General features: G+C 53.8%; 21 protein-coding genes and 1 pseudogene. 14 read left to right on the top strand and 8 right to left on the bottom strand.

Annotation, left to right across the window (positions count from 1 at the left end; translation table 11 throughout):
- Window positions 1-170: 170 nt before the first annotated feature.
- Complete coding sequence (locus tag B3P58_RS18585) at window positions 171-2381, bottom strand: primosomal protein N' (RefSeq protein WP_286719644.1); 2211 nt, start codon at window positions 2379-2381, stop codon at window positions 171-173.
- A 142-nt stretch (window positions 2382-2523) separates the two neighbouring features.
- Between B3P58_RS18585 and rpmE the strand changes: the two genes are divergently transcribed.
- Entirely contained in the window at window positions 2524-2733 is a 210-nt protein-coding gene (rpmE, locus tag B3P58_RS18580) for a 50S ribosomal protein L31 (RefSeq protein WP_145470828.1), read from the top strand.
- Between the two features lie 224 nt (window positions 2734-2957).
- Here rpmE and B3P58_RS18575 read toward each other — a convergent pair whose 3' ends face one another.
- On the bottom strand, window positions 2958-3821 hold the full coding sequence (locus B3P58_RS18575; protein ID WP_286719642.1) for a hypothetical protein: 864 nt from the start codon (window positions 3819-3821) through the stop codon (window positions 2958-2960).
- Window positions 3822-4093: 272 nt separating this feature from the next.
- Between B3P58_RS18575 and B3P58_RS18570 the strand changes: the two genes are divergently transcribed.
- A complete protein-coding gene (locus tag B3P58_RS18570; RefSeq protein WP_286719640.1) occupies window positions 4094-4654 on the top strand; it encodes a hypothetical protein in 561 nt (186 codons plus the stop codon).
- An 86-nt stretch (window positions 4655-4740) separates the two neighbouring features.
- On the opposite strand, the gene B3P58_RS18565 is transcribed toward B3P58_RS18570, so the two are convergent.
- The 3 genes from B3P58_RS18565 to B3P58_RS18555 form a co-directional block, all read right to left on the bottom strand.
- Window positions 4741-5388 (bottom strand): MBL fold metallo-hydrolase, encoded by a 648-nt coding sequence (locus tag B3P58_RS18565; protein ID WP_286719638.1) that lies wholly within the window; start codon window positions 5386-5388, stop codon window positions 4741-4743.
- Between the two features lie 99 nt (window positions 5389-5487).
- The gene (locus tag B3P58_RS18560; RefSeq protein ID WP_286719636.1) at window positions 5488-7059 is read right to left on the bottom strand and encodes a hypothetical protein; all 1572 of its coding nucleotides are present in this window, start codon (window positions 7057-7059) and stop codon (window positions 5488-5490) included.
- 70 nt (window positions 7060-7129) lie between these two features.
- Window positions 7130-7708 (bottom strand): LPP20 family lipoprotein, encoded by a 579-nt coding sequence (locus tag B3P58_RS18555; RefSeq protein WP_225692434.1) that lies wholly within the window; start codon window positions 7706-7708, stop codon window positions 7130-7132.
- A gap of 116 nt (window positions 7709-7824) precedes the next feature.
- Here B3P58_RS18555 and B3P58_RS18550 point away from each other — a divergent pair, with 116 nt between their 5' ends.
- Entirely contained in the window at window positions 7825-8223 is a 399-nt protein-coding gene (locus B3P58_RS18550) for a hypothetical protein (protein ID WP_286719611.1), read from the top strand.
- Window positions 8224-8326: 103 nt separating this feature from the next.
- Here B3P58_RS18550 and B3P58_RS18545 read toward each other — a convergent pair whose 3' ends face one another.
- Window positions 8327-8818 carry an FKBP-type peptidyl-prolyl cis-trans isomerase gene (locus B3P58_RS18545; protein WP_286719609.1) on the bottom strand — a complete coding sequence of 164 codons (492 nt, stop codon included), beginning with the start codon at window positions 8816-8818 and terminating at the stop codon, window positions 8327-8329.
- A gap of 158 nt (window positions 8819-8976) precedes the next feature.
- Between B3P58_RS18545 and hslV the strand changes: the two genes are divergently transcribed.
- Window positions 8977-9507: an ATP-dependent protease subunit HslV gene (hslV, locus tag B3P58_RS18540; RefSeq protein ID WP_145470843.1), complete on the top strand. Its 531-nt coding sequence runs from the start codon at window positions 8977-8979 to the stop codon at window positions 9505-9507.
- Window positions 9508-9510: 3 nt separating this feature from the next.
- Window positions 9511-10854, top strand: a complete 1344-nt coding sequence (hslU, locus tag B3P58_RS18535; protein ID WP_145470844.1) for an ATP-dependent protease ATPase subunit HslU — start codon at window positions 9511-9513, stop codon at window positions 10852-10854.
- Between the two features lie 68 nt (window positions 10855-10922).
- Here hslU and B3P58_RS18530 read toward each other — a convergent pair whose 3' ends face one another.
- Window positions 10923-12557 carry a methyl-accepting chemotaxis protein gene (locus tag B3P58_RS18530; RefSeq protein WP_286719605.1) on the bottom strand — a complete coding sequence of 545 codons (1635 nt, stop codon included), beginning with the start codon at window positions 12555-12557 and terminating at the stop codon, window positions 10923-10925.
- A 144-nt stretch (window positions 12558-12701) separates the two neighbouring features.
- Between B3P58_RS18530 and B3P58_RS18525 the strand changes: the two genes are divergently transcribed.
- From B3P58_RS18525 to B3P58_RS18490, 8 genes are all read left to right on the top strand, one after another.
- The gene (locus B3P58_RS18525; protein ID WP_225692438.1) at window positions 12702-13073 is read left to right on the top strand and encodes a gamma-butyrobetaine hydroxylase-like domain-containing protein; all 372 of its coding nucleotides are present in this window, start codon (window positions 12702-12704) and stop codon (window positions 13071-13073) included.
- A 51-nt stretch (window positions 13074-13124) separates the two neighbouring features.
- Complete coding sequence (gene rnr, locus B3P58_RS18520; RefSeq protein ID WP_286719602.1) at window positions 13125-15785, top strand: ribonuclease R; 2661 nt, start codon at window positions 13125-13127, stop codon at window positions 15783-15785.
- 7 nt (window positions 15786-15792) lie between these two features.
- On the top strand, window positions 15793-16536 hold the full coding sequence (gene rlmB, locus B3P58_RS18515; protein ID WP_225692440.1) for a 23S rRNA (guanosine(2251)-2'-O)-methyltransferase RlmB: 744 nt from the start codon (window positions 15793-15795) through the stop codon (window positions 16534-16536).
- Window positions 16537-16611: 75 nt separating this feature from the next.
- Window positions 16612-17694, top strand: coding sequence for a mechanosensitive ion channel family protein (locus B3P58_RS18510; protein ID WP_286719599.1), 1083 nt, complete (start codon window positions 16612-16614; stop codon window positions 17692-17694).
- A 173-nt stretch (window positions 17695-17867) separates the two neighbouring features.
- The gene (gene ahpC, locus B3P58_RS18505) at window positions 17868-18425 is read left to right on the top strand and encodes an alkyl hydroperoxide reductase subunit C (RefSeq protein ID WP_145470856.1); all 558 of its coding nucleotides are present in this window, start codon (window positions 17868-17870) and stop codon (window positions 18423-18425) included.
- A gap of 235 nt (window positions 18426-18660) precedes the next feature.
- Complete coding sequence (gene ahpF / locus B3P58_RS18500; protein ID WP_286719597.1) at window positions 18661-20214, top strand: alkyl hydroperoxide reductase subunit F; 1554 nt, start codon at window positions 18661-18663, stop codon at window positions 20212-20214.
- A gap of 166 nt (window positions 20215-20380) precedes the next feature.
- A complete protein-coding gene (locus tag B3P58_RS18495) occupies window positions 20381-20917 on the top strand; it encodes a DUF1697 domain-containing protein (RefSeq protein ID WP_286719596.1) in 537 nt (178 codons plus the stop codon).
- 107 nt (window positions 20918-21024) lie between these two features.
- Window positions 21025-22500: a phage tail sheath family protein gene (locus B3P58_RS18490; protein WP_286719594.1), complete on the top strand. Its 1476-nt coding sequence runs from the start codon at window positions 21025-21027 to the stop codon at window positions 22498-22500.
- An 88-nt stretch (window positions 22501-22588) separates the two neighbouring features.
- Here the strand turns inward: B3P58_RS18490 and B3P58_RS18485 are convergent, their stop codons facing one another.
- Window positions 22589-23131 (bottom strand): thioesterase family protein, encoded by a 543-nt coding sequence (locus B3P58_RS18485; RefSeq protein ID WP_286719592.1) that lies wholly within the window; start codon window positions 23129-23131, stop codon window positions 22589-22591.
- A 158-nt stretch (window positions 23132-23289) separates the two neighbouring features.
- On the opposite strand from B3P58_RS18485, the pseudogene B3P58_RS18480 reads away from it, so the two are divergent.
- Window positions 23290-23552, top strand: a pseudogene (locus B3P58_RS18480) (hypothetical protein); the annotation flags it as partial.

Here is a 23552-nt window from a genome sequence, read left to right as displayed (position 1 = left end):
TAACCCGTTAATATCCCTCCTCACTCCTTGTTCTGAGAAAAACTGGCTCTCAGCAGGCCCGATTCAATTAGTGTTAACAGGCCCTGGCAATCTGAGGTGGTTATCCTGATAAGTAAGACCAAGTATAGATGGCGCTCGTTATCCTGCCGGACAGTCTGCTGTCTGCCTGTTCAGAGAGTGTCGATGGGGTCGATATCCAGATTCCAGCGCACCTTTGATAAGCCCTTGTGCTGCTCAAGAAAATGCACCAGTGCCGCTGCGGTACGGTGCAGCACACTGCGTTCGGCAGCGTAAAACTGTAACTGAAAACGGAAGCGGCCATTGCGCCGTTCCATGATGGCGGGGAAGGGGCCAAGCAGGGTAACCGGTGCCTGCCAGCTGGCGCCGCTGTGGGTTTGCAGCCATTGCTGCACAAAGGCACGCGCCTGTTGCAACAGTTGCTGCGCCTGCATACGGTCTTCGCATTCGCTGCGCAGTAATGCCATATGGCTGTACGGCGGCAGCTGCTGCTGTTGGCGTTCCTGCAGCAGCGACAGCGCCAGTGCGTGGTAGCCGCTGTCGAGCAGCAGGTTAAGCAGCGGATGCTCGGCGTACAGGGTCTGAATCCACACTTCGCCCGGCGCTTCTTCACGCCCGGCGCGGCCGGCCACCTGACAGATTAACTGCGCGCTGTGCTCCATACCGCGGAAGTCGGCGCTGAATAAACCGGCATCGGCGTCCAGCACTACCACCAGAGTGACATCGGGAAAGTGGTGGCCTTTGGCCAGCATCTGCGTGCCGACCAGAATGCAGGGGCCGCCGCTGTGAATATCGTCGAACAGATTATCGAACGCCTGCTTGCTGCGGATTGTGTCGCGGTCGACCCGGCGCACTGGCACCTGCGGGAACAGCACGGCAAGCTGATCCTGAATTTTCTCGGTGCCCTGACCAATACCCTCAACGTGCTGACTGCCACATTGCGGACACACCGCAGGAATACCCTGCTGGAAGTCGCAGTGGTGACAATGCAGATGCGGCGGATACTGATGCAGGGTCAGGCGTGCGTCGCAGCGCCGGCATTCGGCCATCCAGCCGCAGTCACGACAGGCCAGCAGTGGGGCAAAACCGCGGCGGTTAATAAACACCAGCACCTGTTTGCCGTCGCTTATATGTTTATGCATGGCGTTCAGCACCGGCTGGGCGAAACCGGCGGTCAGTGGCTGGTGCAGAATGCTGTGCAGCTTCATACCCGGTGCTTTGGCATCGCCGGCGCGCTGGCTCAGTTTCAGGTGCAGGTATTTACCGCTGAGCGCGTTGTGCAGGGTTTCCAGCGAGGGGGTGGCCGAACCGAGCACAATAGGTACACCGGCTTTATGCGCCCGTACCAGAGCAAAATCGCGCGCCGAATAGCGCAGGCCATCCTGCTGCTTAAATGAGGCATCGTGTTCTTCGTCGAGAATAATCAGGCCGAGGTCGGGCATCGGCGTGAATACCGCCGAACGGGTGCCGATGAGAATGCGTGCGCCGCCCTCACTCACCTGACGCCAGCCCTGCAGACGCTCGCGGTCGTTCAGGCCGGAATGCAGCATGGCGATGGGCACATTAAAACGCGCCTGGAAACGGCGTACGGTTTGTGGAGTCAGACCGATTTCCGGTACCAGTACCAGTGTCTGTTTGCCCGCCGCCAGTACCTGCTCGATCAGACGCAGATAGACCTCGGTTTTGCCCGAGCCGGTTACGCCTTCGAGCAGGCAGGCGCGAAAGTGATGCAGCTCCGGTTCAAGTGCCTTCAGTGCACTCTGCTGTTGCGGGTTCAGGCTGTGAAAACGCTGATTCTCCTGAATAACCGGCGGCAGTGGCAGCTGCTGGCGTTCTTCAATCAGTCCGGCGTCGGCCAGACTGCGCAGCTGCGCAAGGGTAAATCCCTGAGAGGTCAGCTCGCTGTGTGGCCATTGCGGGCTTTGCTGAAATAACTGCCACAGCGCCTGTTGTTTGCTGCCGCGCAGGGCTTTGGCCGGCTCGTCTGCGGTTTTCAGCCAGACCCGTTCGTCGGCCTCGCTCAGCTCACAGCCACGGCGCAGCATGGTTGGCAGCATATGCTCCAGCACTTCGCCCATGCTGTGGTGATAGTAATCGGCCAGCCAGCGGCACAGCGCCAGGCTGTGTTCATCAATAAGTGGGGTGTCGTCGAGGCGGGCCAGCAGTGGTTTGAGCTTATTGCTGGGAACATCCGACTGATCACGGCAGCTGAGCACGATGCCGAGCAGCAGCTGACGGCCAAATTCCACCCGTACGCGTTGGCCGGGCCGATAGTGATCCGGCGTTTCTCCGGGCAGCGGCAAGTAGTCAAAAGTGCGGCGTAGCGGGAGGGGAAGAGCAATTTCGACAACAAAAAAGGACATGAAAAGACTTGCTGCTTAGGTCGGCTCTGGTATTATGCGCGTCCTTATTGCCCATGCAAGGGCAAGTTTTTGTAATCCAGTAGCGCGGTACTTGTGGAGAGAAGATTCGCAAGTGGCGGCGTGAAGACCCAAGAGGTGTCCCATGAAAGAAGGTATTCATCCTGAGTACGCTGCTCTGGAAGCAACTTGCTCCTGCGGCAACGTGATCAAAACCAAATCCACTAAGCCTGGTACTATGTACCTGGACGTGTGTTCAGCTTGCCACCCGTTCTACACTGGTAAGCAGAAAGTTGTTGATACCGGTGGCCGTATCGACCGCTTCAACAAGCGTTTCGGTGCTTTCAAGAAGTAATAAAGCCCGAACCGAAAAAACCCGCCTTGTGCGGGTTTTTTTATGCCCGCCGTCCGTGGCGGGCACCCTGCGGGCCATTGCTGCGCAATGTTGATCAACGCTCCCTGCGTTGATGCTATGCCCGCCGTCCGTGGCGGGCCCCCTACGGGCCGCGCTGAAGCGCGTTAAGCTTCGCTTTGATGCCTGACGTCTGAGGTCAGTTGTCCGACATCCGACGTCAGCTCTCACTGCGCTGCAAGCTCCCAGCTTTGCTGGCAGCGCTGCATATATTGCGCATAGATCGTCAGGCCGACCGCGGGGCCAACGGCAGCACTGTCGGCGCACAGGTTGGCAATCAATTCTTCCGATACCCGGCTAAGACGGTTAATCCGCTGCTGCAGGGCATCGCCTTCACGTTGTTCCAGCGCCAGTGCTTTATCCACACTGGCCAGACGTTGCTGCCACTCCTGTTGTTGCGCACTCGCTTGTTGCTGCTGAGCCAGTAACTGCTGCTGTGCGGCAGTGATCTGGTGTTGGTATTCCTGCTGCGTATGCCGCCATTCGGCCCGTTCCTGCTGCTGTACGGTTAACTGCTGCGCCAGTTGTTGCTGACTGGATTGCAGACTTTGCTGCAGGCTCAGGAGTTGCTGTTGCAGGCTGTGGATATGTTGCTGCTGGCTGAATGTGAGGCTGGCAGCGGTGATACACAGTAACAGCAAGGCAAGCAGCATCATGCGTGGAGCAGTAATGGCAGACCAAAGGGAGGCGCTGGAGCCTGCAGAAGAATCCGTGCGTATCAGGGGAGACTGTTGCGGCGGCAGGTTTTCTGCACCTGTGATGTGGGCTGAGACCTCAACGGCAGCCTCGTCCGGGCTGGTTGCCACAGGTTCGTTAAGCAGACTCTGGCGGGCGGCAATCAGCTTATTCAGCGACAGGCAGAGTGCCTGCTGTTCGGCGGGCTGGTGCTGCTGCAGTAGCTGGGTGGCCGTCTGACGCAGTTGATGCTGATAGGCCGCCTCAATGTCCTGTGCCTGATTGCTAAGGGTTCCCAGCAGCTGTCTGGCTGCAGCCTGATCTGTCTCCGGTGGTGTATTGCTGGTCTGTGCCATCGTCTGCTCCTTCACGCGATGAATGTGGCGTACCATCCTCGGCTGCTCTGCGCATGGCGGCAATCAGGCGAAGCGACGAATCTGCGTTTGCTGAACGAAGAATGCGCCAATGTTGTCAGAGGTGGTCGGGTGGTAACGCAGACTGTGCCGCGCCGGGATGACTGTTGTATGACGCTGTCAGACCTGTCGTGTTGGTGTATCGGTTTGTTGATTGGCGCTACAGCCAATCCGTTACTAAACTTATCCTGCCATTTGTATACAGAGAGTTTTTTGTGACAAGACATGAAGAAGGCGAAGGTGAGCTGAGCGAAGCCCAGCGTCTGGCAATGCTGGAAGACACCGTATCCACTAACCGGGTTGTACTGATGATCATCGCTGTACTGGCGGTGGTGGCGATTTCTGTGGCGGTAACCATCGCGGTGGTTAAGCTGATGCAGCCGGATGTGGCTTATGTCGACAGTAAAAGTTTTGCCAAGCTGGAGCGTGATGTCGGCATTCTGAAAGAAGCGGCTATCGCTTATGAACAGAGCATGACTGACACCAAAAATATTCTCGACAGCAGTAATGCCACGGCGTTTAAGGCGTTGATGCTGGAGCAGGAAAAAAGCTATCAGCTGCACCTGAATGCGCTGAAGCAGGGGATGCGTGATCTGGCGCGTATGGTGCCCGGTTCGCGCACCTGGCTGGATATTTACGAGGAGCAGATGGATGAAGCACTGGCTGAGAGCCGGGCGCGGATGAACCGCTTATCGCGTCTGCAGACCTCGGCCCTGCCAAATGTCGAGGCGATTCCTCTGCCGGACAGAGACGAGCCGGTACCGGTGCTTAACTGAGGCTCTTGGTTCTGAAGGGCTTAGCCAACAAAAACGGCGTGCAGTGCACGCCGTTTTTTATGCCCGTCGTTTATCGGGCAGGATGATCAGCCGCGGTGATCGGAAACAAAGGGATTGGTACGGCGTTCGTGGCCAAAGGTGGATTCCGGGCCGTGACCGGGAATAAAGGTAATGTCATCACCCAGCGGAAACAATTTGTCGCGGATGGAAGACACCAGCTCGGCATGGTTGCCCTTGGGGAAATCGGTGCGGCCGATGGAGCCCTGAAAAATCACATCACCGACAATGGCCAGCTGGTCGGCAGCGCTGTAAAACACCACATGGCCGGGTGTGTGTCCGGGGCAGTGAATCACATCCAGCTCAACCTCGCCGACCTGTACTTTATCGCCATCGTTAAGCCAGCGGTCCGGGGTAAAGATCTCAGCCGGCGGAAAGCCAAACATCGCGGATTGCTGTGGCAGTCCCTGAATCCAGAACAGATCGCCTTCGTGCGGCCCTTCAATCGGCAGGCTCAGACGGCGTGCCAGCTCGGCGGTGCCGCCGGCATGATCGATATGGGCATGGGTCAGCAGAATTTTTTCGGCTCTGGCACCCATGGCATTTACCTGCTGCAGAATACGTTCAATATCGCCGCCCGGATCGACAATGGCTGCGGCCTTGGTGGCATTACACATCAGGATGGAGCAGTTCTGGGCGAAGGCGGTAACGGGAACAATAGCGACAGATAACGACATGAACAGGGGCTCTGGTTTGCAGTAAAGGCGCAAGGGTAGCCTAACAGGAAGGATGGGAGAAGCCCGCAGGCTTCTCCCGCTGGTGCAGTAACGGGCGGCTCAGAAGGCCATGATTTTCGGTTTGACCCCGGCAAACTGCGGCATGGTCATACCGGCGTCGGCATTCACATAGGTGGGGTCGGCGATGGTGTAGCGCTTGCCCTGCCAGCTCCAGTTATCGCCCTGCACGCCGCCGTTAAAGGCAACGGCGGTGGCAACGTGTCCCGGAAAGTCGAGAATCACGACATCCAGCCCCAAAAGCGATTCGGTCAGCCAGGCAAACAGCGCGGCGCGGTCTTCGCAATCGGAGTAGGGGTAGTGCAGGGTTTCCAGCGGGAACAGGTAATTTTCCTCGTGGAACTGCTCATCGTCGGTCTGGTAGGCGAATGCCGTCTGCACAAAGCGCAGCAGGTGATTCACCGCTTCCTGCTCACTTTTCCCGGCGACGACCGGGCGCAGCTGATTGAGCAGCGATTCGCTGGTCACCGCCGGTAAGCCGGCTTTGAAGTAGTTCGGCAACGACAGCTGTGGATAGCTGCTGAAGTAGCTGACGAAACGCTGCGGATACGCCACCTTAATGCTGTACGACTGATCGCGGTATTTAAATGTCAGCTGGCGCTGTTCTTCGCTGCCGCCAATGGCAAAACGGTTCGGCTGGCTGAAATCAAGGGCGCGTGAGCCTTCGTCATGCTGGCCTTCGTAGGTAAATACTTTGCCGGGCTTCAGTGCTTTTTCATTCAGATTGATGGCGTAATATTTTTTATTACCGAGGCGGAAAAAAGTAACACCAAACATTTCCTGTTCGGATGTCAGCAGCAGATGAACTTTGTCGTTATAGGCGACACGGGCATCGTAACCGGCTTTTACCAGCAGGAACCAGCTGGTCAGCTTACGGCTGGTACTGTCTTTATGCAGGGCGCGGGCAAACTGATCAAACAGCTGGGCGCTGCCCCAGTCGTTCAGACCCAGACGCTCTGCTTCAGCCTGCAGTGCCTGCACCGTTGGTTTGTGTTCAGCACTGGCCAGCTGCTGCCAGTATGAAGCAATTTTTTCGTTATTAATTTTACCGCTGAAATTGCGTTTGAATTTGGCGTTGTACGGAATTTCGATGGCATTTCCGTAGAAACCAAAACGCGCCACCGGACCGCTGATCGGTGGTTTTTTCGCGGGTTTTTCTGCTACTGGTTTATCCAGCGTTGGCTTTTCTGCATCTGGTTTGTCGTCAACCGGTGGCTTGGTCAGTGGTGGCTTGGCTAGTGGTGGCTTGATCAGCTCCGGAGCCGGTGGTTTGGGCGCAGGAACTTCTGCGACCGGCGGCAGCTTGGGAAGGACGACTTTAGGCGTGTCATCCACGGCCGGTTTGGCATCTGGCTTGGCAGAAGCCGGAATTTCCGGCAGGTCAACCGGTTTGGGTTTCGGATCACGTTGCTCGGCGGGTTTCACATCAACCGGTTGCCATTTCTGCTGCAGAAACTGAATAAAGGCTTTGTCATTTTCATCCAGATAGGTCTGAAAATCGCCACGGGTTTTCTTTAACCATTGTTCATATTCAGACTCGGCTGTTGCTGTAGCCGACAGACTGAGTACTGGTAACACACAAAGGTAAACAGAGAGCTTTGCTGGAAATTTCATCGGGATTCCTCGCATAAAAAAGCCGGCAGACGCCGGCTTCTTATTATGATCGTGCGTCAGCGTTAAACGCTTACTGCATGTTGGAAATTTCAGAAGCCAGTTCGTCAAAAGACTTCTCGGCCTGGAATTTCTGCCACAGGGCACGTTCATTGTTCATAGAGGTTTTGATTGCCTGTTCCGCCAGTTTATTAACGGTGTCAGCATCCAGACCAACCAGAACTACGATACCGCCGCTTGGGGTTGGCATCTGACGGAAGATTTTAGAACCTACCAGAGTTTCTTTGGTGATCTGTTTGGTTACAGAAGTATTAACGCGATCAACGGTTTCAGAATCACCGGTACCAGTGGTTTCGGCGTACTGTTTGATCATGTTCTGCACTTCCACTTTCATGGTTTGTGCCAGTTCAACACGGGCAGCGGTTGCAGCCATCTGCTTCATGAAGTTAGGGCCGGCAGCTGACTTGTCAGCGTAACCAACAGCAGACAGATCCAGACCATCAACCGGAGCGCCACACACCCACTCAGGAGCGGCCTGACCAGAACCATCGGCGAATACGCAGCTGGCTACCGGAGCTTGAGTTGGTTGGTTAGAAGCACAGGCGACCAGCAGAGTGGTCGTCGCTACAGCGAATAAAGCGCGAAGTTTCATCTTCCTCTCCTTGAATGAAGTGAGCGGTTTAATAAAAGTAAACTGCTATAAAAGGTGTGCCGAGAATAGCGGATGCTATGGCAAAATGCCACACGGGATTATGGCGGATGTGAGACGTGTCAAAGATGAAAAATACAGCGCTGGCAGCAGCATTATTGATCACAGTTTTATTACAGTATGGCTGTGCCGGAGCTAAGGTTCAGGATGGTGCCCCGGCGTGGATTATGAATCCGGGCAATGGCGTTGTGGCATCCTGCGGGTTTAATATTAGAGGCCGTTATGCTCAGGAAGAATGCGCATTGCAGCGTGCCCGCGAGCGTCTTGCCGCGCAGCAGGGCGTGGAAATCAGCAGCGTGTCTTATTTATCGGAACGGGTGCGCAACGACGCCAGCAGCGTCAGCCTGAATAAAGAAACGGTGGAAAAGGTCAGCGGCGTAACGGTAAAAGCGCGTATCCGTGACACCTGGTATGACGCCCAGCGGGACGAATATTACGTCTGGTTGGAAAGCCATTAACGATCAAAAAACAGGCTGAACGGCCGGTGGCGGAACAATAAATTCCGTTGCGGGCCGTTCAGTCTGGGTTCAGTCAGAGGCTGTTTTCTCTGATTAAACAGCCTTAGTGCTGGTGGCCACCGGCACCGTGGGCATGCTTATGCGCAATCTCTTCGGCGGTTGCAGCGCGTACAGCAACGACATCCACTTCGAACTTCAGTGTCTTGCCGGCCAGCGGGTGGTTGGTATCGACGTCAGCCATAAAACGGCCAACTTTAACGATGGTTACCTGACGGGTGCCCTGTTCGGTTTCGACCCAGGCAACCATGCCTTTCTTCCAGTTTTTCGCGCCCTGCAGGTGTTTTACCGGCACGCGTGCGACGGCATCGGCCTGACGCTCGCCATAGGCCTGATCCGGGGTCAGGGTGATGCTGATATGCTCACCGGCTTCTTTGCCGGCAACGGCCTGTTCAAATCCGGCAATCATATTGTTGTGGCCGTGCAGATAAGCGATGGCTTCGCCGCCGGCATCTTTATTGGTGCTTTCGATCAGCTGGTCCTGCTCGTCGAACAGGCTGTAGTGCAGCTGCACCACGGTATCCTTGGCGATGATCATGATGACTTCCCCATAAACATTAAAAGGCGCGAGTATCGTTTCCGGCCCGGTCTTTGGCAACACCTGTCGCGTTCTGGCGGTTACGCAGAGGAGTGACTTGATTTGTCTGCGGCGACCCCCATATCGGTTATTCGTGCATCAGAAAGCAGGAAATTTTCATGACAACTATTGTATCCGTACGCCGTGGTAATGATGTGGTGATTGGCGGTGACGGGCAGGTTTCTCTGGGTAATACCGTAATGAAAGGTAATGCCCGTAAGGTGCGGCGCTTGTACAACGATCAGGTGCTGGCCGGTTTTGCCGGGGGAACGGCCGATGCCTTTACCCTGTTTGAAAAATTTGAAGCGCAGCTGCAGAAGCACCATGGGCAACTGACCCGTGCTGCGGTTGAGCTGGCGAAAGAGTGGCGTTCTGACCGTGCGCTGCGCAAGCTGGAGGCAATTCTGGCGGTTGCCGACCATACGGCGTCGCTGATCATCACCGGTAATGGCGATGTGCTGCAGCCGGAAAACGATCTGATTGGCGTAGGCTCCGGTGGTAATTACGCGCTGGCATCGGCCCGTGCGCTGCTGGAAAACACCGAGTTAAGCGCCCGTGAAATCGTCGAAAAAAGTCTGAATATTGCCGCAGATATCTGCGTATTTACTAACAGCAACCTCACTATCGAAGAACTGAAGGCGGGAGAATAATCCATGAGCCAGATGACCCCGCGCGAAATCGTGCACGAACTCGACCGCCATATTATCGGACAGCACAATGCCAAGCGTTCGGTTGCCATTGCGCTGCGCAACCGCTGGCGCCGTATGCAGCTGCAGCCGGAACTGCGTGATGAAGTAACGCCAAAAAATATCCTCATGATCGGCCCGACCGGTGTTGGTAAAACCGAAATTGCCCGCCGTCTGGCGAAGCTGGCCAATGCACCTTTTATTAAGGTTGAAGCCACCAAATTCACCGAAGTCGGTTATGTCGGTAAAGATGTTGAATCCATTATCCGCGATCTGACCGAAACCGGTCTGAAACTGCTGCGTGAGCAGGAAATGGTCAAGGTTGCCAGCCGTGCCGAACTGGCCGCGGAAGAACGTATTCTGGATGTACTGTTACCGCCGGCGCGCAGCAGCACAACCAGCTGGGACACTACAGAAGAACCAAAAACAGAAGACAGCTCAACGCGCCAGGTTTTCCGTAAAAAGCTGCGCGAAGGGCAGCTGGATGACAAAGAGATTGAAATCGATCTGGCGCAGGTCAGCGTTGGTGTGGAAATTATGGCTCCTCCTGGCATGGAAGAAATGACCAGTCAGCTGCAGAGTATGTTTTCCAACCTCGGCGGCGAAAAGAAAAACAAACGTAAATTAAAAATCAAAGAAGCCTTCAAACAGCTGCGCGACGAAGAAGCCGCCAAAATGCTGAATATGGACGAGCTGAAAGCCCGTGCACTGGAGCTGGTGGAACAGAACGGCATCGTCTTTATTGATGAGATCGATAAAGTCGCCAAGCGTCATGAAAGTGGTTCCGGTGGCGACGTTTCGCGTGAAGGTGTACAGCGTGATCTGCTGCCATTAATCGAAGGCTGCACCGTCAGCACTAAATACGGCATGGTCAAAACCGATCATATTCTGTTTATTGCCTCCGGTGCATTCCATCTGTCCAAGCCTTCCGATCTGATTCCGGAATTACAGGGCCGCCTGCCAATCCGGGTGGAGCTGGAAGCGCTGACGCCGGATGACTTTAAGCGCATTCTGACCGAGCCAAAAGCATCGCTGACCGAACAGTATAAAGCGCTGCTGAAAACCGAAGGGCTGGATATTAACTTCACCGAGGATGCGATCAAGCGTCTGGCAGAAATTGCCTTTGAGGTGAACGAGAGCACAGAAAATATTGGTGCCCGCCGTCTGCATACCATTATGGAGCGACTGCTGGAACAGGTATCTTTTGATGCAACCGATATGACTCAGGCGGTTGAAATTGATGCTGCCTATGTTGAGAAGCAATTGGGCGATCTGGCCCGCGATCAGGATCTGAGTCAGTTTATTCTCTGACACAGATACGGATAAAAAAGGAGGCCTGCAGGCCTCCTTTTTTTATGTGCAACGTTATTTGGCGCAATTTAAATCCTGAAGCGCTCAATTAATCTGACCAGAGCTTCACTGCTGTCGGACAGCTTCTGTCCGTACTGATCGGTTTTTACCATATTGTCGGCAATATGCCCTGAAGATTCAGCAATCCGTACAACGTTGCCGCTGATCTCGTTGGCGGCGGCGCTTTGTTCCTCAACCGCACTGGCAATGCTCAGGTTCATTTCGGTAATAGTGCTGACTGCTGTGCTGATGGTTGATATCGCGTCCAGTGCCTGCTGTGAAGTGACAGAGGTGGATTCAGAATTCTTCACGTTTTCTTCCATCGAATGTACAGCGCTGGCGGCCTGATCCTGCAGGCGGGAAATCATTTTATTAATTTCTTCAGTCGATTCCTGGGTGCGCGAGGCGAGGGTGCGTACTTCGTCGGCGACCACGGCAAAACCGCGGCCCTGTTCACCGGCACGGGCGGCTTCGATGGCGGCGTTCAGTGCCAGCAGGTTGGTTTGTTCGGCGATACCACGGATAACATCCAGTACCGAACCGATAGCGTCGGTTTCACTCTGCAGACCCTGAATCACCTCGCAGGAACTCTGGATATCGGCGGCCAGGCTACCAATGCTTTGCTGCGTGGTTTGCATGGTTTTCATTCCACGGCGGGCGTTGTCATCGACTTCCCGGGCGGCGGCGGCGGCACGTTCGGCATTGCCAGCCACTTCGTGAATAGTCTGGCTCATTTCATTCGAGCCTGTGGCGGCAAGATCGGTCTGTTGCAGCTGATCGTCGGTGAGGCGGCGTGTTTCACTGCTGACGGTGGCAATCTCACGGGTCAGTTGCGCCAACAGTTCTGAGGCGGTTTTACTTTCGCTCACAACTTTGTGAATCTGACCAATAAAGGTATTAAAGGCCTGGGCAATATTGGTGATTTCGTCCTGACCTTTGGAAGGTAAACGCTGAGTCAGATCGCCTTCACCGCGGGCAATATCATCCATCGCCTGAGTGATAACCCGCAGCGGATGACGGATGCTGTTCGATACCAGCATGATGACGGCAATCAACAGAATAATAAAAATCAGACTGGTGGTAATAAGGCCGGTGGCACTTTGCCAGAAGGCGGTCATTACGTCGTCGGTATAAACACCGGTGCCGACAATCCAGTCCCAGGGTCTGAACTGTTTAACGTAGCTGACCTTGGATACCGGATCTGAGCTACCGGCCTTGGGCCAGTAATAGTTAACGTAATTGCCTTCGGGTTTACTTTTTGCCGCTTTTACAATTTCACGAAACAAATACAGGCCATTGGTGTCTTTAACGTCGTTAACGTTTTTTCCTTCCAGCTCTGCTTTGGCGCCATGCACGACGACAACAGGCGCGGAGTCGTTAACCCAGAAATATTCATTGCCGTTATAACGCAGCTCGCGGATGGCATCCTTTGCCCGTGTTTGTGCTTCTGCTACCGGCATTCCCTGCTGGCTGAGCTGGTAATAATGCTCAATCAGGCTGTATGCACTGTCGACCTGCTGTTTTACCGCCTGTTGTTTCGCCTTGCTTATGGTGTTGTAAATATGTTGCATGGCTTGCAGCTGGATCAGCAGAACACATATTACAGAAGCACTGAGAATTACCCATAAACGGGCACGGATACTGATATTGCGTAAAGAATTCATAGGCAGCTCAATCTCACCGATAGTAAACTACATCAGGTACAACCGGAGCCTGATATTGGGCGACACACCATGTATGCCTTACATAAAAGTGTAGCGCGCTTTATCTTATCCGCCCGTTATCCTTACTCCCGGAGTGGAATAACAGTGATTCCAAAAGCAATAAAAGTGAAGAAAGTCAGCCACTGTCTTGAGTTGACCTATGGTGAGCAGCCTTATGAGCTGTCTTATGAATTTCTTCGTGTGCACTCACCTTCGGCAGAAGTCCGTGGTCATGGTGTCGGCAATGAGGTGTTGCAGAGCGGTAAAAAAGATGTGGTATTGCTGCGTATTGAACCGGCCGGTAATTATGCCCTGAAACTGGTGTTTGACGACGGCCATGACTCAGGTCTGTATGACTGGAGTTATCTCTATCATTTGTGCACGCATCGTGATGAACTGTGGGCTGATTACCTGCAGCGCCTGCAACAGGCCGGAAAAAGCCGCGACAGCGCGCAAATCAACTTTAAAGCCCTGTAAATACGTGTGTAACCGTTATACTGGGCGCAAATTAATTATAGGAGCCGCACATTGACGGATTCCAACGCACCAAAAGCCCCGTTCCATGACCCAAATGCCGAGGCCGAAGCGCAAAAATATGAAAACCCGGTTGCCAGCCGTGATGCCCTGCTGGCATTGCTGGAGCAACTGGGCCACCCGGCTACCCACGCGGAAGTCTGCGAAGCACTGGGTGAAACCGATGAAGACCGTGTAGAAGCTCTGCGTCGCCGCCTGATTGCGATGTCGCGTGATGGCCAGCTGATCAGCAACCGTCGCAGCCAGTTTGCGCCGCTGCGCAAAGTCGATCTGGTTACCGGTGTGGTGATGGGCCATCGCGATGGTTACGGCTTTGTGCTGCGTGACGGTGCTGATGATGTGTACCTGTCTAACCGCCAGATGAGCAAAGTCTTTCACGGTGACCGCGTTGCGGTACAGATTCTTGGTCTCGATCGCCGTGGCCGCCCCGAAGGCAAAATTGTCGAAGTGCTGGAGCGTAATACCCAGCAGATTGTCGGCCGTTACTTCGATCAGTCCGGTGTTGGCGTCGTACAGCCGGATAACAAACGCGTGGCGCAGGAAATCCTGATTCCGCCGGTTGGCCGCAAAGGCGCTGAGCATGGTCAGTTTGTGGTGGTGCAGATTGTTGAGCAGCCCAAGCCCGGCGGCTTACCTATGGGTGAAGTGGTCGAAGTGCTGGGTGATCATCTGGCACCGGGGATGGAAATTGATGTTGCCATCCGCAGCCATAATATCCCGCACGAATGGCCGGACGCAGTGCTGGTAGAAGCTAAAAAACTGCCGGAACAGGTCAAAGATAAAGACAAACACAACCGCATCGACCTGCGTCAGCTGCCTTTTGTCACCATCGACGGTGAAGACGCCAAAGACTTCGACGATGCCGTCTATTGCGAACCTAACCGCAAAACCGGTGGCTGGCGTTTATACGTTGCCATTGCCGATGTATCCCATTACGTACAGGCAGGTTCGGCATTGGATGTTGAAGCTCACGGTCGTGGCAACTCGGTGTATTTCCCTGAGTTTGTGGTACCGATGCTGCCGGAAAAACTGTCCAACGGTTTATGCTCGCTGAACCCGGAAGTAGATCGTCTGGTGATGGTATGTGAAATGACCATCTCCAAAGCCGGTAATATTTCCGGTTATCAGTTTATGGAAGGTGTTATCCACTCCCATGCGCGCCTGACCTATAACAAGGTCTGGAAAATGCTGCAGCCGGAACGTGGTGACGACGGCGATGCCTGGCGTGAACATTACAAAGACGTTGTGCCGCATCTGGAAAATCTCTACGCCCTGTATAAAACCCTGCGCGCCAAACGTGAAGAGCGTGGTGCGATGGATTTCGACTCGGTCGAAACCCGTATCGTGTTCGATGCTGAGCGTAAAATTCAGGAAATCGTACCGACCGAACGTAACGCGGCCCATATGCTGATTGAAGAATGCATGCTGGCGGCCAACGTTTGTGCTGCCGATTTCTTCCAGCGTTATGATGTGCCGGCACTGTATCGTGTGCATAACGGCCCGAGCGCGGAAAAACTCGAGAACCTGAAATCTTTCCTCGCCGAAGTCGGTTTATCCATGCCACATGGTCAGGACCCGTCGCCGAAAGATTATCAGGCATTGCTGAGCCAGATTGGCGACCGTCCGGATTCACATTTAATCCAGACCGTGCTGCTGCGCTCGCTCAGTCAGGCCGTTTACAAGCCGGATAACGAAGGCCACTTTGGTCTGGCTTATAAAGCCTATACCCACTTTACTTCGCCAATCCGCCGTTACCCCGATCTGCTGGTGCACCGTGGTCTGCGCAGCGTGATCCGCAGCGAACGCGAATGCAAACACGTAAAACGTGCCGACGGTGCTAAGCCACTGGCCCAGAAAACCATCTATCCATACGACACCGCAGCGATGGTGGTGATGGGTGAGCATTGCTCGATGACCGAGCGCCGTGCCGATGATGCTACCCGTGATGTGGTGGATTTCCTCAAGTGCGAATTTATCAGCGACCGTATCGGTGAAGAATTCGAAGGGGTTATTACCGCGGTTACCGGCTTTGGCTTATTTGTTGAATTAAAAGACGTCTATGTCGAAGGCCTGGTGCATATCAGTGGTCTGGCAAACGATTACTACCACTTTGACGCGGTTAAACACCGTCTGGTGGGTGAGCGCACGCGCCGCAGTTTCCGCCTTGGCGATAAGCTCTGGGTAAGGGTCATGAACGTGAACCTCGACGAGCGTAAAGTCGATTTCGAACTGACCACTGCACCGGTGAACGCCAGACGCAGCAAAGCCAGCGATCTGCCAACGCCTGCGCGTTTACCGCGCCGCCGTAATAAACAGGCCGATGGCAAAGTAACCGAAGAAATGCTGGAGCCAAGCCGCCAAAAAAAAGCACGGGCACCCTCGACAGAATCTGGAGATGGTGCCAGAAGTGGCGGTAATAAAAGCGGCGCTAATAAAAGCGGCGTTAAAAATGCCGGTGTTAAGCGTACGGCTGACAAGGGCGCTAAAACCTTTGCTGCTGACGATTCTGACGGCACTAAAAGCAAAAAGAAAAAGCCCAAGCCGAGTAAACGGCAAAAGCTGAACGCCAAAAAGAAAACCGAAAGCAAAAAAGCGGTAAAGAAAAAGACCGCAAAGAAAAAACCGGCCAAAAAGGCCGGAAAGAAAACAGGTTAATTAATCAATGAAGTTAGAAGCCGTTTACGGTTTGCATGCCGTTACCACCTTATTGCAGCGCAGTCCGGATCAGGTGGTGGAGCTGTGGGTGATGAAAGGCCGTCAGGACCAGCGTATGCAGCGCGTGCTGGAACTGGCTGCCGAACAGGGGCTGGATATCCGTGAGGCCGACAAAGGCCTGATGAATCAGAAGGCCGATGAAGGTAATCACCAGGGCATTATTGCCTGGCGTAAGCCGGTGCAGAATAAAAACGAGAAACACCTGCCGGATATTCTCGACGGTATCAGTGGCAATGCGCTGATTCTGATTCTGGACGGCGTTACCGATCCGCATAATCTGGGTGCCTGTCTGCGTACGGCAGACGCCGCCGGTGTACAGGTGGTGATTGCGCCGAAAGATAAATCCGCCCCGTTAAATGCAACAGCCGCCAAGGTGGCCTGTGGTGCAGCCGAAGCCGTGCCTTATATTCAGGTCACCAATCTGGCGCGCACCATGAAAGAACTGCAGGAACGCGGTATCTGGATTGTCGGCACCGCCGGTGAAGCAACGCACAGCATTTATCAGCAGGATTTTACCGGGCCAACGGCTCTGGTTATGGGCGCTGAAGGTGCGGGTATGCGTCGTCTGACCCGTGAACATTGCGATTATCTGGTGAATATTCCGATGGCCGGCGAAGTCAGCTCGGTTAACGTGTCGGTGGCTACCGGCATTTGTCTGTTTGAAGCGGTGCGTCAGCGTCAGTTGAGCTGAGTACCTGTTTGCGGGCAGGTAACCGCTGTTGCCTGTCTGCGCAAAATTCCCTTCTGAATAAATGGAGTCTTCTGCGTGGAGTGGTGGAACGAATTAATTTCACAGAATTATGACTGGTTCTGGGATGTCAGCATTGCCCTGAGTATCACGCTGATTGCCGGTGCGGCATGGCGCTTTACCCGCAAGCGTCTGGTTAAGCTGGCGCTGGCGACCAAGAACCGCTGGGACGATATTGTGCTGGAGGCCATTGGCGTCCCCATCAGCTGGATTATTTTTGCCATTGGTGCGACCTGGATTGCCGACATCACCGCCGGTCATTTTTCTTCTGAAATTATTTCCAGTATTCCGGTGGTGCGTCAGCTGGCGCTGATTATTCTCACCGCCTGGGCGCTGTGGCGTCTGATTAACCGCGTGGAAGAACGGCAGATTGTGAATGGCATCGATCCGACCACGGTACAGCTGGTGGGTAAAGTGGCCAAACTCAGCGTTACCATTCTGATTATTCTGCCGATTTTTCAGCTGTTGGGCATATCCATTTCCGGCATCCTCGCCTTTGGTGGTGTCGGTGGTCTGATCGTCGGTATGGCCGCCAAAGATCTGCTGGCCAATTTCTTCGGCTCGCTGATTATTTATCTCGACCGCCCGTTCAAAGTCGGTGACTGGGTGCGTTCGCCGGACCGCAGCATCGAAGGAACGGTAGAGCATATCGGCTTTCGCGTAACCCGTATCCGCACCTTTGATAAGCGTCCGCTGTATGTACCGAACTCGGTGTTCACCAATATCTCGGTGGAAAACCCATCGCGCATGACCAACCGCCGTATCTACGAAACCATTGGTATCCGCTATCAGGATTCGCGTCATCTGCCGGCAATTATGGAAGGCGTTCGTGCCATGCTGCGCGAACATGCGGAAATTGATAATAACCAGACCATGATCGTGAACTTCAACAGCTTTGGTGAATCCAGTCTGGATTTCTTTATCTACACCTTCACCAAAACCACCGACTGGGTAAGGTTCCACGAGATCAAGCAGGATGTACTGCTGAAAGTACTGAATATCATCCACGAGAAAGGTGGCGACTGCGCCTTCCCGACCCGCACGCTGCATGTCGATTCTTTACCGCCGCAACTGGCGGGTACGGCTCCGGCCCAGCGCTGACAAGGCTCAGGCTCTGCCCTGTAACCCAGGGTGGAGCCGCATTCCCGGGCTGCCGCTCTGGCAGTTCAATAGCTATACCTAATAGCCTTCTTTGAAAAGATCAATTTAACTAATCAGAAGCATGTCCCTACTATAGGTCCTGTTCCCAACACAAACCTATGGAGCAAGACCACATGATCAACACTGAAATCAAACCATTTGCAGCAACCGCTTTTAAACAGGGCGAGTTCGTAGAAATCACTGAAGCTGATGTTAAAGGCAAGTGGGCAGTATTCTTCTTCTACCCAGCCGACTTCACTTTCGTGTGCCCGACCGAACTGGGCGACCTGGCTGACAAATACGAAGAACTGCAGAAGCTGGGCGTAGAAGTGTTCTCTGTGTCTACCGACACTCACTTCTGCCACAAAGCATGGCACGACAGCTCTGAAACCATCGGTAAGATCAACTACTACATGGTTGGCGACCAGACCGGCACCATCACCAACAACTTCGGTGTAATGCGTGAAGGTCAGGGCCTGGCAGACCGCGCTACTTTCCTGGTTGATCCACAGGGCGTTATTCAGGCCATGGAAATCACCGCTGAAGGTATCGGCCGTGATGCAGACGACCTGATGCGTAAAGTGAAAGCTGCTCAGTACGTTGCTGCTCACCCAGGTGAAGTGTGCCCGGCTAAGTGGAAAGAAGGTGAAGCGACGCTGGCTCCATCCCTGGATCTGGTCGGCAAGATCTGATCGAAGCTGGCTGCGTTGACATCGCGTTGTTAAAAGCCGATTCAGAATGCTCACTTAGCGCACTAAGCTCCGCTTCTTCATCGGCTTTTGCCTAGCGCTGTCGGCCTCGCCAACGCTTCGGGCCGGCATTTGCCAAATGCTGTCGGCTTCGGGACGCGGGCCGACACTGTAATTGCAATACCCGGCTCCGGTTTTCCGGAGCCGCTTTAAAAATCTTCAATCGGACGGTATTTCCATGCTTGATGCAAATATGAAACAACAATTAGGCACCTACCTGAACAATCTGCGTAATCCGATTGAACTGCAGGTGTCTGTTAATGATTCGCCAAAATCCAAAGAACTGGAAACTCTGGCGCGTGAAATCGCAGAACTGAATGATCAGATTTCCCTGACGGTGACCAACGAAAAAATCGGTGGCCGTTCTCCGGTAATGACCGTTGCCAAAGCGGGCAGCGAAGCCCGTGTGGCCTTTGCCGGTGTGCCAATGGGCCACGAGTTTACCTCGCTGGTGCTGGCTTTATTACAGGCGGGCAGTCACCCGTCGAAAGAAGATCAGGCATTGCAGGATCAGGCAAAATCCCTGACGCGCACCCTGAATTTTGAAGTCTATGTATCGTTGTCGTGCCACAACTGTCCTGATGTTGTACAGGCGGTGAATTTAATGGCGGCGCTGAATCCGAACGTTACCGCCACCATGATCGACGGCGGCGTATTTCCGGACGAAGTGAAAGAACGCAATATTATGGCGGTTCCTTCGCTGTACCTGAATGGTGAAGTGCTGGCCAACGGTAAAATGACGCTGGCGGAAATCCTCAATAAAGTGGATGACGACGCCGATGCCAAAGCTGCGGCGGCGCTGGCCGATAAAGATCCGTTTGATGTGCTGGTGGTTGGCGGTGGCCCGGCGGGAGCTTCAGCGGCAATTTACGCCGCGCGTAAAGGCATCCGTACCGGTCTGCTGGCTGAGCGCTTTGGTGGCCAGGTTGCTGACACGGTCGGCATCGAAAACTTTATTTCCGTGCCATACACCGAAGGACCAAAGCTGGTCGCTCATCTGGAAGAACACGTTAAAGAATACGACGTGGATGTAATGAAAACTCAGAAAGCCGTGGCGGTGCGCAAAACCGATTCCGGTTTAACCGAAGTTGAACTGGAAAACGGTGCGGTACTGGCGGGTAAATCCGTTATTCTCGCCACCGGTGCACGCTGGAGAGAAATGAACGTACCCGGCGAGCAGGAATACAAAGCCAAAGGCGTATGCTTCTGCCCACACTGCGATGGCCCGTTATTTAAAGGTAAGCGTGTTGCGGTGATCGGTGGTGGTAACTCCGGTATTGAAGCCGCTATTGATCTGGCGGGACTTGTTGAGCACGTCACCGTACTGGAATTTTCTGATGTACTGCGTGCCGATGCGGTGCTGGTGAAAAAAGCCGAAGCCACTGCCAATATCGACATTATTAAAATGGCGATGACCACTGAAGTGATTGGCGATGGTGAGCGGGTAACGGCGATTAAATACCAGGACCGTAATACCGGCGAAAGCCATGTGATCGAACTGGCGGGTATTTTCGTACAGATTGGTCTGGTACCGAATACCGAATTCCTGAAAGGAACGGTCAACCTGACTGAGCGTGGCGAGATTATTATCGACGGTCATGGCCAGACGAATGTACCGGGCGTATTCGCCGCCGGTGACTGCACCAACGTGGCGTACAAGCAGATTATTATTTCGATGGGCGCAGGTGCAACCGCTGCACTGGGTTCCTTCGATTACTTAATCCGCAACTGAGCGACCGCATAATTTAAAAATTCAGCACCCTGAATGCTTGTTGGGAACAGACAAGCAGCCCGCGGCCCGGTAGCAATGATTGCTTCCGGGCCGTTTTTGTTTTTAATCGCATCAAAGTCCGCTATTGTCAGGCGGAGTGTTGGATTATTAACAGGAATGGATGCAGATGATCTCTTGTATTGCGTTATTACGCGGCATTAATGTCGGCGGTAAAAATATTCTGCCGATGAAAGATCTGATCACCGTGTTTGAACAGGCCGGCTATCAGCAGGTTAAAGCCTATATTCAGAGCGGTAATGTTGTTTTTCAGAGCGCTGCACAACCTGTGGCTGCAGACAGTACGCGGCTGCGTAGTCTGATTGCTGCTCAGCATGGATTTGAGGTGGACATTCTGTTGCTGAGCGCGGCTGAGTTACAAGCAGTTATCGCTGCCAACCCTTACCCGGTGGATGATGGCAAAGTGCTGCACTTCTTCTTTCTGGCTGCACAGCCAAAGACCGTAGACTCAGAACGCCTTCAGGCTCTGAGTAAGGCATCGGAATCTTTTCAGTTGGCTGACGGCGTATTTTATCTGTATGCGCCAGAAGGTATTGGCCGTTCAAAACTGGCGGCAGGTGTGGAAAAAGTTCTTGGGGTTCCTGTAACCGCCAGAAACTGGAACACCGTCAGCAAGTTAGAAAGCCTGCTGAACGCTGTGGATTAACTCCGTTAACATTCAGGTATGCCAGAGCGTGGGAACTTTCCTTGACCCTCTGGCTGGTTCAGGCATGCTCAGTCATTCACGGACAGACAGCAGCGCACGGAGCCACTATGACCACAACAGTCAAAACCCCGGGTGTTTATATCAATGAGATAAACACCTTTCCTGATTCGGTTGTGCCCAGTGCAACCGCTATTCCTGCGTTTATCGGTTATACGCCTGCGGCACAATTAAACGGTCAGTCACTGCTGAATAAAGCGGTGCTTGTACAATCTTACGAAGAATTTTTCTCGCGCTTTATGCATGCGGACGAGCTCCAGCCGGTACAGTATTACCCACAGGGCGGAGATGATAATTACGAACTTCTGCCCGACCCGGCAACGGTGTATTACCTGTGTAACAGTATGCGGCTGTTTTTTGAAAACGGGGGTGGCAGTGCTTATGTTGTATCGGTCGGAAATTACGGTAAGCCGAGCGGAAACCCCTTAAGCAGTGCGCAGGCAGCGATTATTAATCCGAATATTCTGTTGGCTGATCTGCTGCGTGGACTGCAGGTTCTGGCAGAAGAATCAGAGCCGACGCTGTACCTGTGTCCGGACGCAACACTGTTGTCTGTGGCAGAAAATGCAACACTGATGCAGGCCATGCTGTTGCAGGCTGAACAGCTGGAGTATCCGTTCTGTCTGTTCGATGTCATTGGCGGGCGCAATCCTGACCCGCTGTTATACAGCGAAGATATCCGGAATTTTCGCGAAAACACGGGCAGCAACGGGCTGAAAAATGCTGCCTGCTATTATCCGTTTATCGGCACCACGATGGTGGGAAGTAACGAGCTGAATTACACCAATCTGTTTGGCGGTAATCTGCATCAACTGGCGGCGTTTCTTCATGCAGAGTCTGATGGTACGTCGGCAGTCAGCCGCATTCTGGCGGATATCGCAGCCTTATCAGAGCCATCAGCAGCGCAGATTCGTCAGCACGATATGGCATTACGGAATGCCAGTAAGCGTTATAACAGCTTGCAGCAAAGACTGAATACCGAGGTCAATATTTTGCCGGTCAGTGCGGCGATGGCTGGCATTTATGTGCTTAACGATAGTAACGAGGGCGTATGGCGTGCACCAGCTAATGTCAGCATCGTTGGCGCAGCTGCGTTACCTATCCGCTTATCAGATCATCAACAGGCTGAGCTGAATATTGATGAAGCTTCCGGCAGATCCATTAACGCCATCCGTTTTTTTAATGGCCAGGGCATTCTTGTCTGGGGCGCCCGCACGCTGGATGGTAACAGTCAGGACTGGCGTTATATTCCGGTGCGGCGCACGGCGATTTTTCTTGAGCGTTCAATTCAGGAGGGCATGAAGCGTTATATTTTTGCAGCCAACGATGCCAACACCTGGAATGCTGTAAAAGCCATGATTGAGAGTTTTCTCACCAGTATCTGGAAAGAAGGGGGTCTGCAGGGCTCGTCTGCCAGTGATGCGTTTAATGTTGCGGTCGGGCTGGGGAGTAGCATGACCAGTGACGATATTCTGAATGGCTGGCTGCGGGTTAATGTAAAAGTAGCGACTGGTTCGTCCTGCTGAATTTATTGTGCTGAACTTCGAGCAGCAGCAGGCAGATTCCTGATGCTGCCGGAAACGCTGACTGCCCGGTAATCCCGGCCAGTTTTTTTCAGCAGAGCTCTTCGTCGCGCAGCTGGGAGCTCATGCCGTCGCAACTTTCTGACCAGGCGCTGAGCCAGTCTGGCAGCGGTGGTGATTGCGGAGCAAGATTCATTTCGGCGATAAACTCCTGCGGATCGGCCAACCCTTTTGCCGAACGGAACAGGCCACGCATCATCACCACACCAATAACCCGTTCTTTGCGCATAAAACGATGTTCAACAAAGACCCATTTATCATCCCAGCCGAGCATACGGCTGTGAATTTCAAAGGCTTCAAACAGCCGCAGCTCACGGCGGAATTTCCCCCAGACATCACCCACAACCGGAAACGCTTTATGGCGCAGAGCCACTTTGTAGGCGCCGCTGCGTAACACGTAATCCATACGCCCGACATCGGCCATGGTGAAGTAACGGCCATTGGTTACATGGCGGTTAAAATCCAGATCCAGTGGCCATACGCGCATTTTCACCACTGTGGTGTCCAGGCCGCCGACCGGCTTGCGCCACGGGCGGCGCAGCAGCATAAGTAACAATCGAAACCAGAGATTCATCTTTATTTTCCTGACTGCTTAAACAGGCGGCCACTCTAAGGCTTGCGGGGGCGTCGTTGTATATGCATAAATGACTTGTTTCACGCGAAATCTGCAATCGAGGCATTATGCACGTTACTTTGCTGTTGGCTGATCAATGCTCTGCGGCCAGTGCGACTATGGCGCAGGAGATCTTTTATGCCGCCAACTTATTTTCCGGTCAGGAGAAGCCGCTGTTTGAGCTGAGCCAGGTGTCGCTTGATGGCTTGCCGGTTACGACCTCCGCCGGTCAGCAGCTGATGGCGGACTGCGGGATTGCCGATATCCGCCAGACCGATCTGATTGTGATTCCGGGCTTTCTCTTCAGTCTGCAGCAGGCGATGCCGGAGTTTGGCCGCTACCGGGCGTGGCTGACGGAGCGCTACCGGCAAGGCGCGACGAT

It is taken from the genome of Thalassolituus sp. UBA2009 (genome assembly GCF_002335285.1).
Taxonomy (GTDB): Bacteria; Pseudomonadota; Gammaproteobacteria; order Pseudomonadales; family Oceanobacteraceae; genus Venatoribacter; species Venatoribacter alkanivorans.
Note: the sequence above shows the minus strand (reverse complement) of the source record. Positions and strands in the feature narration are given on the sequence as shown.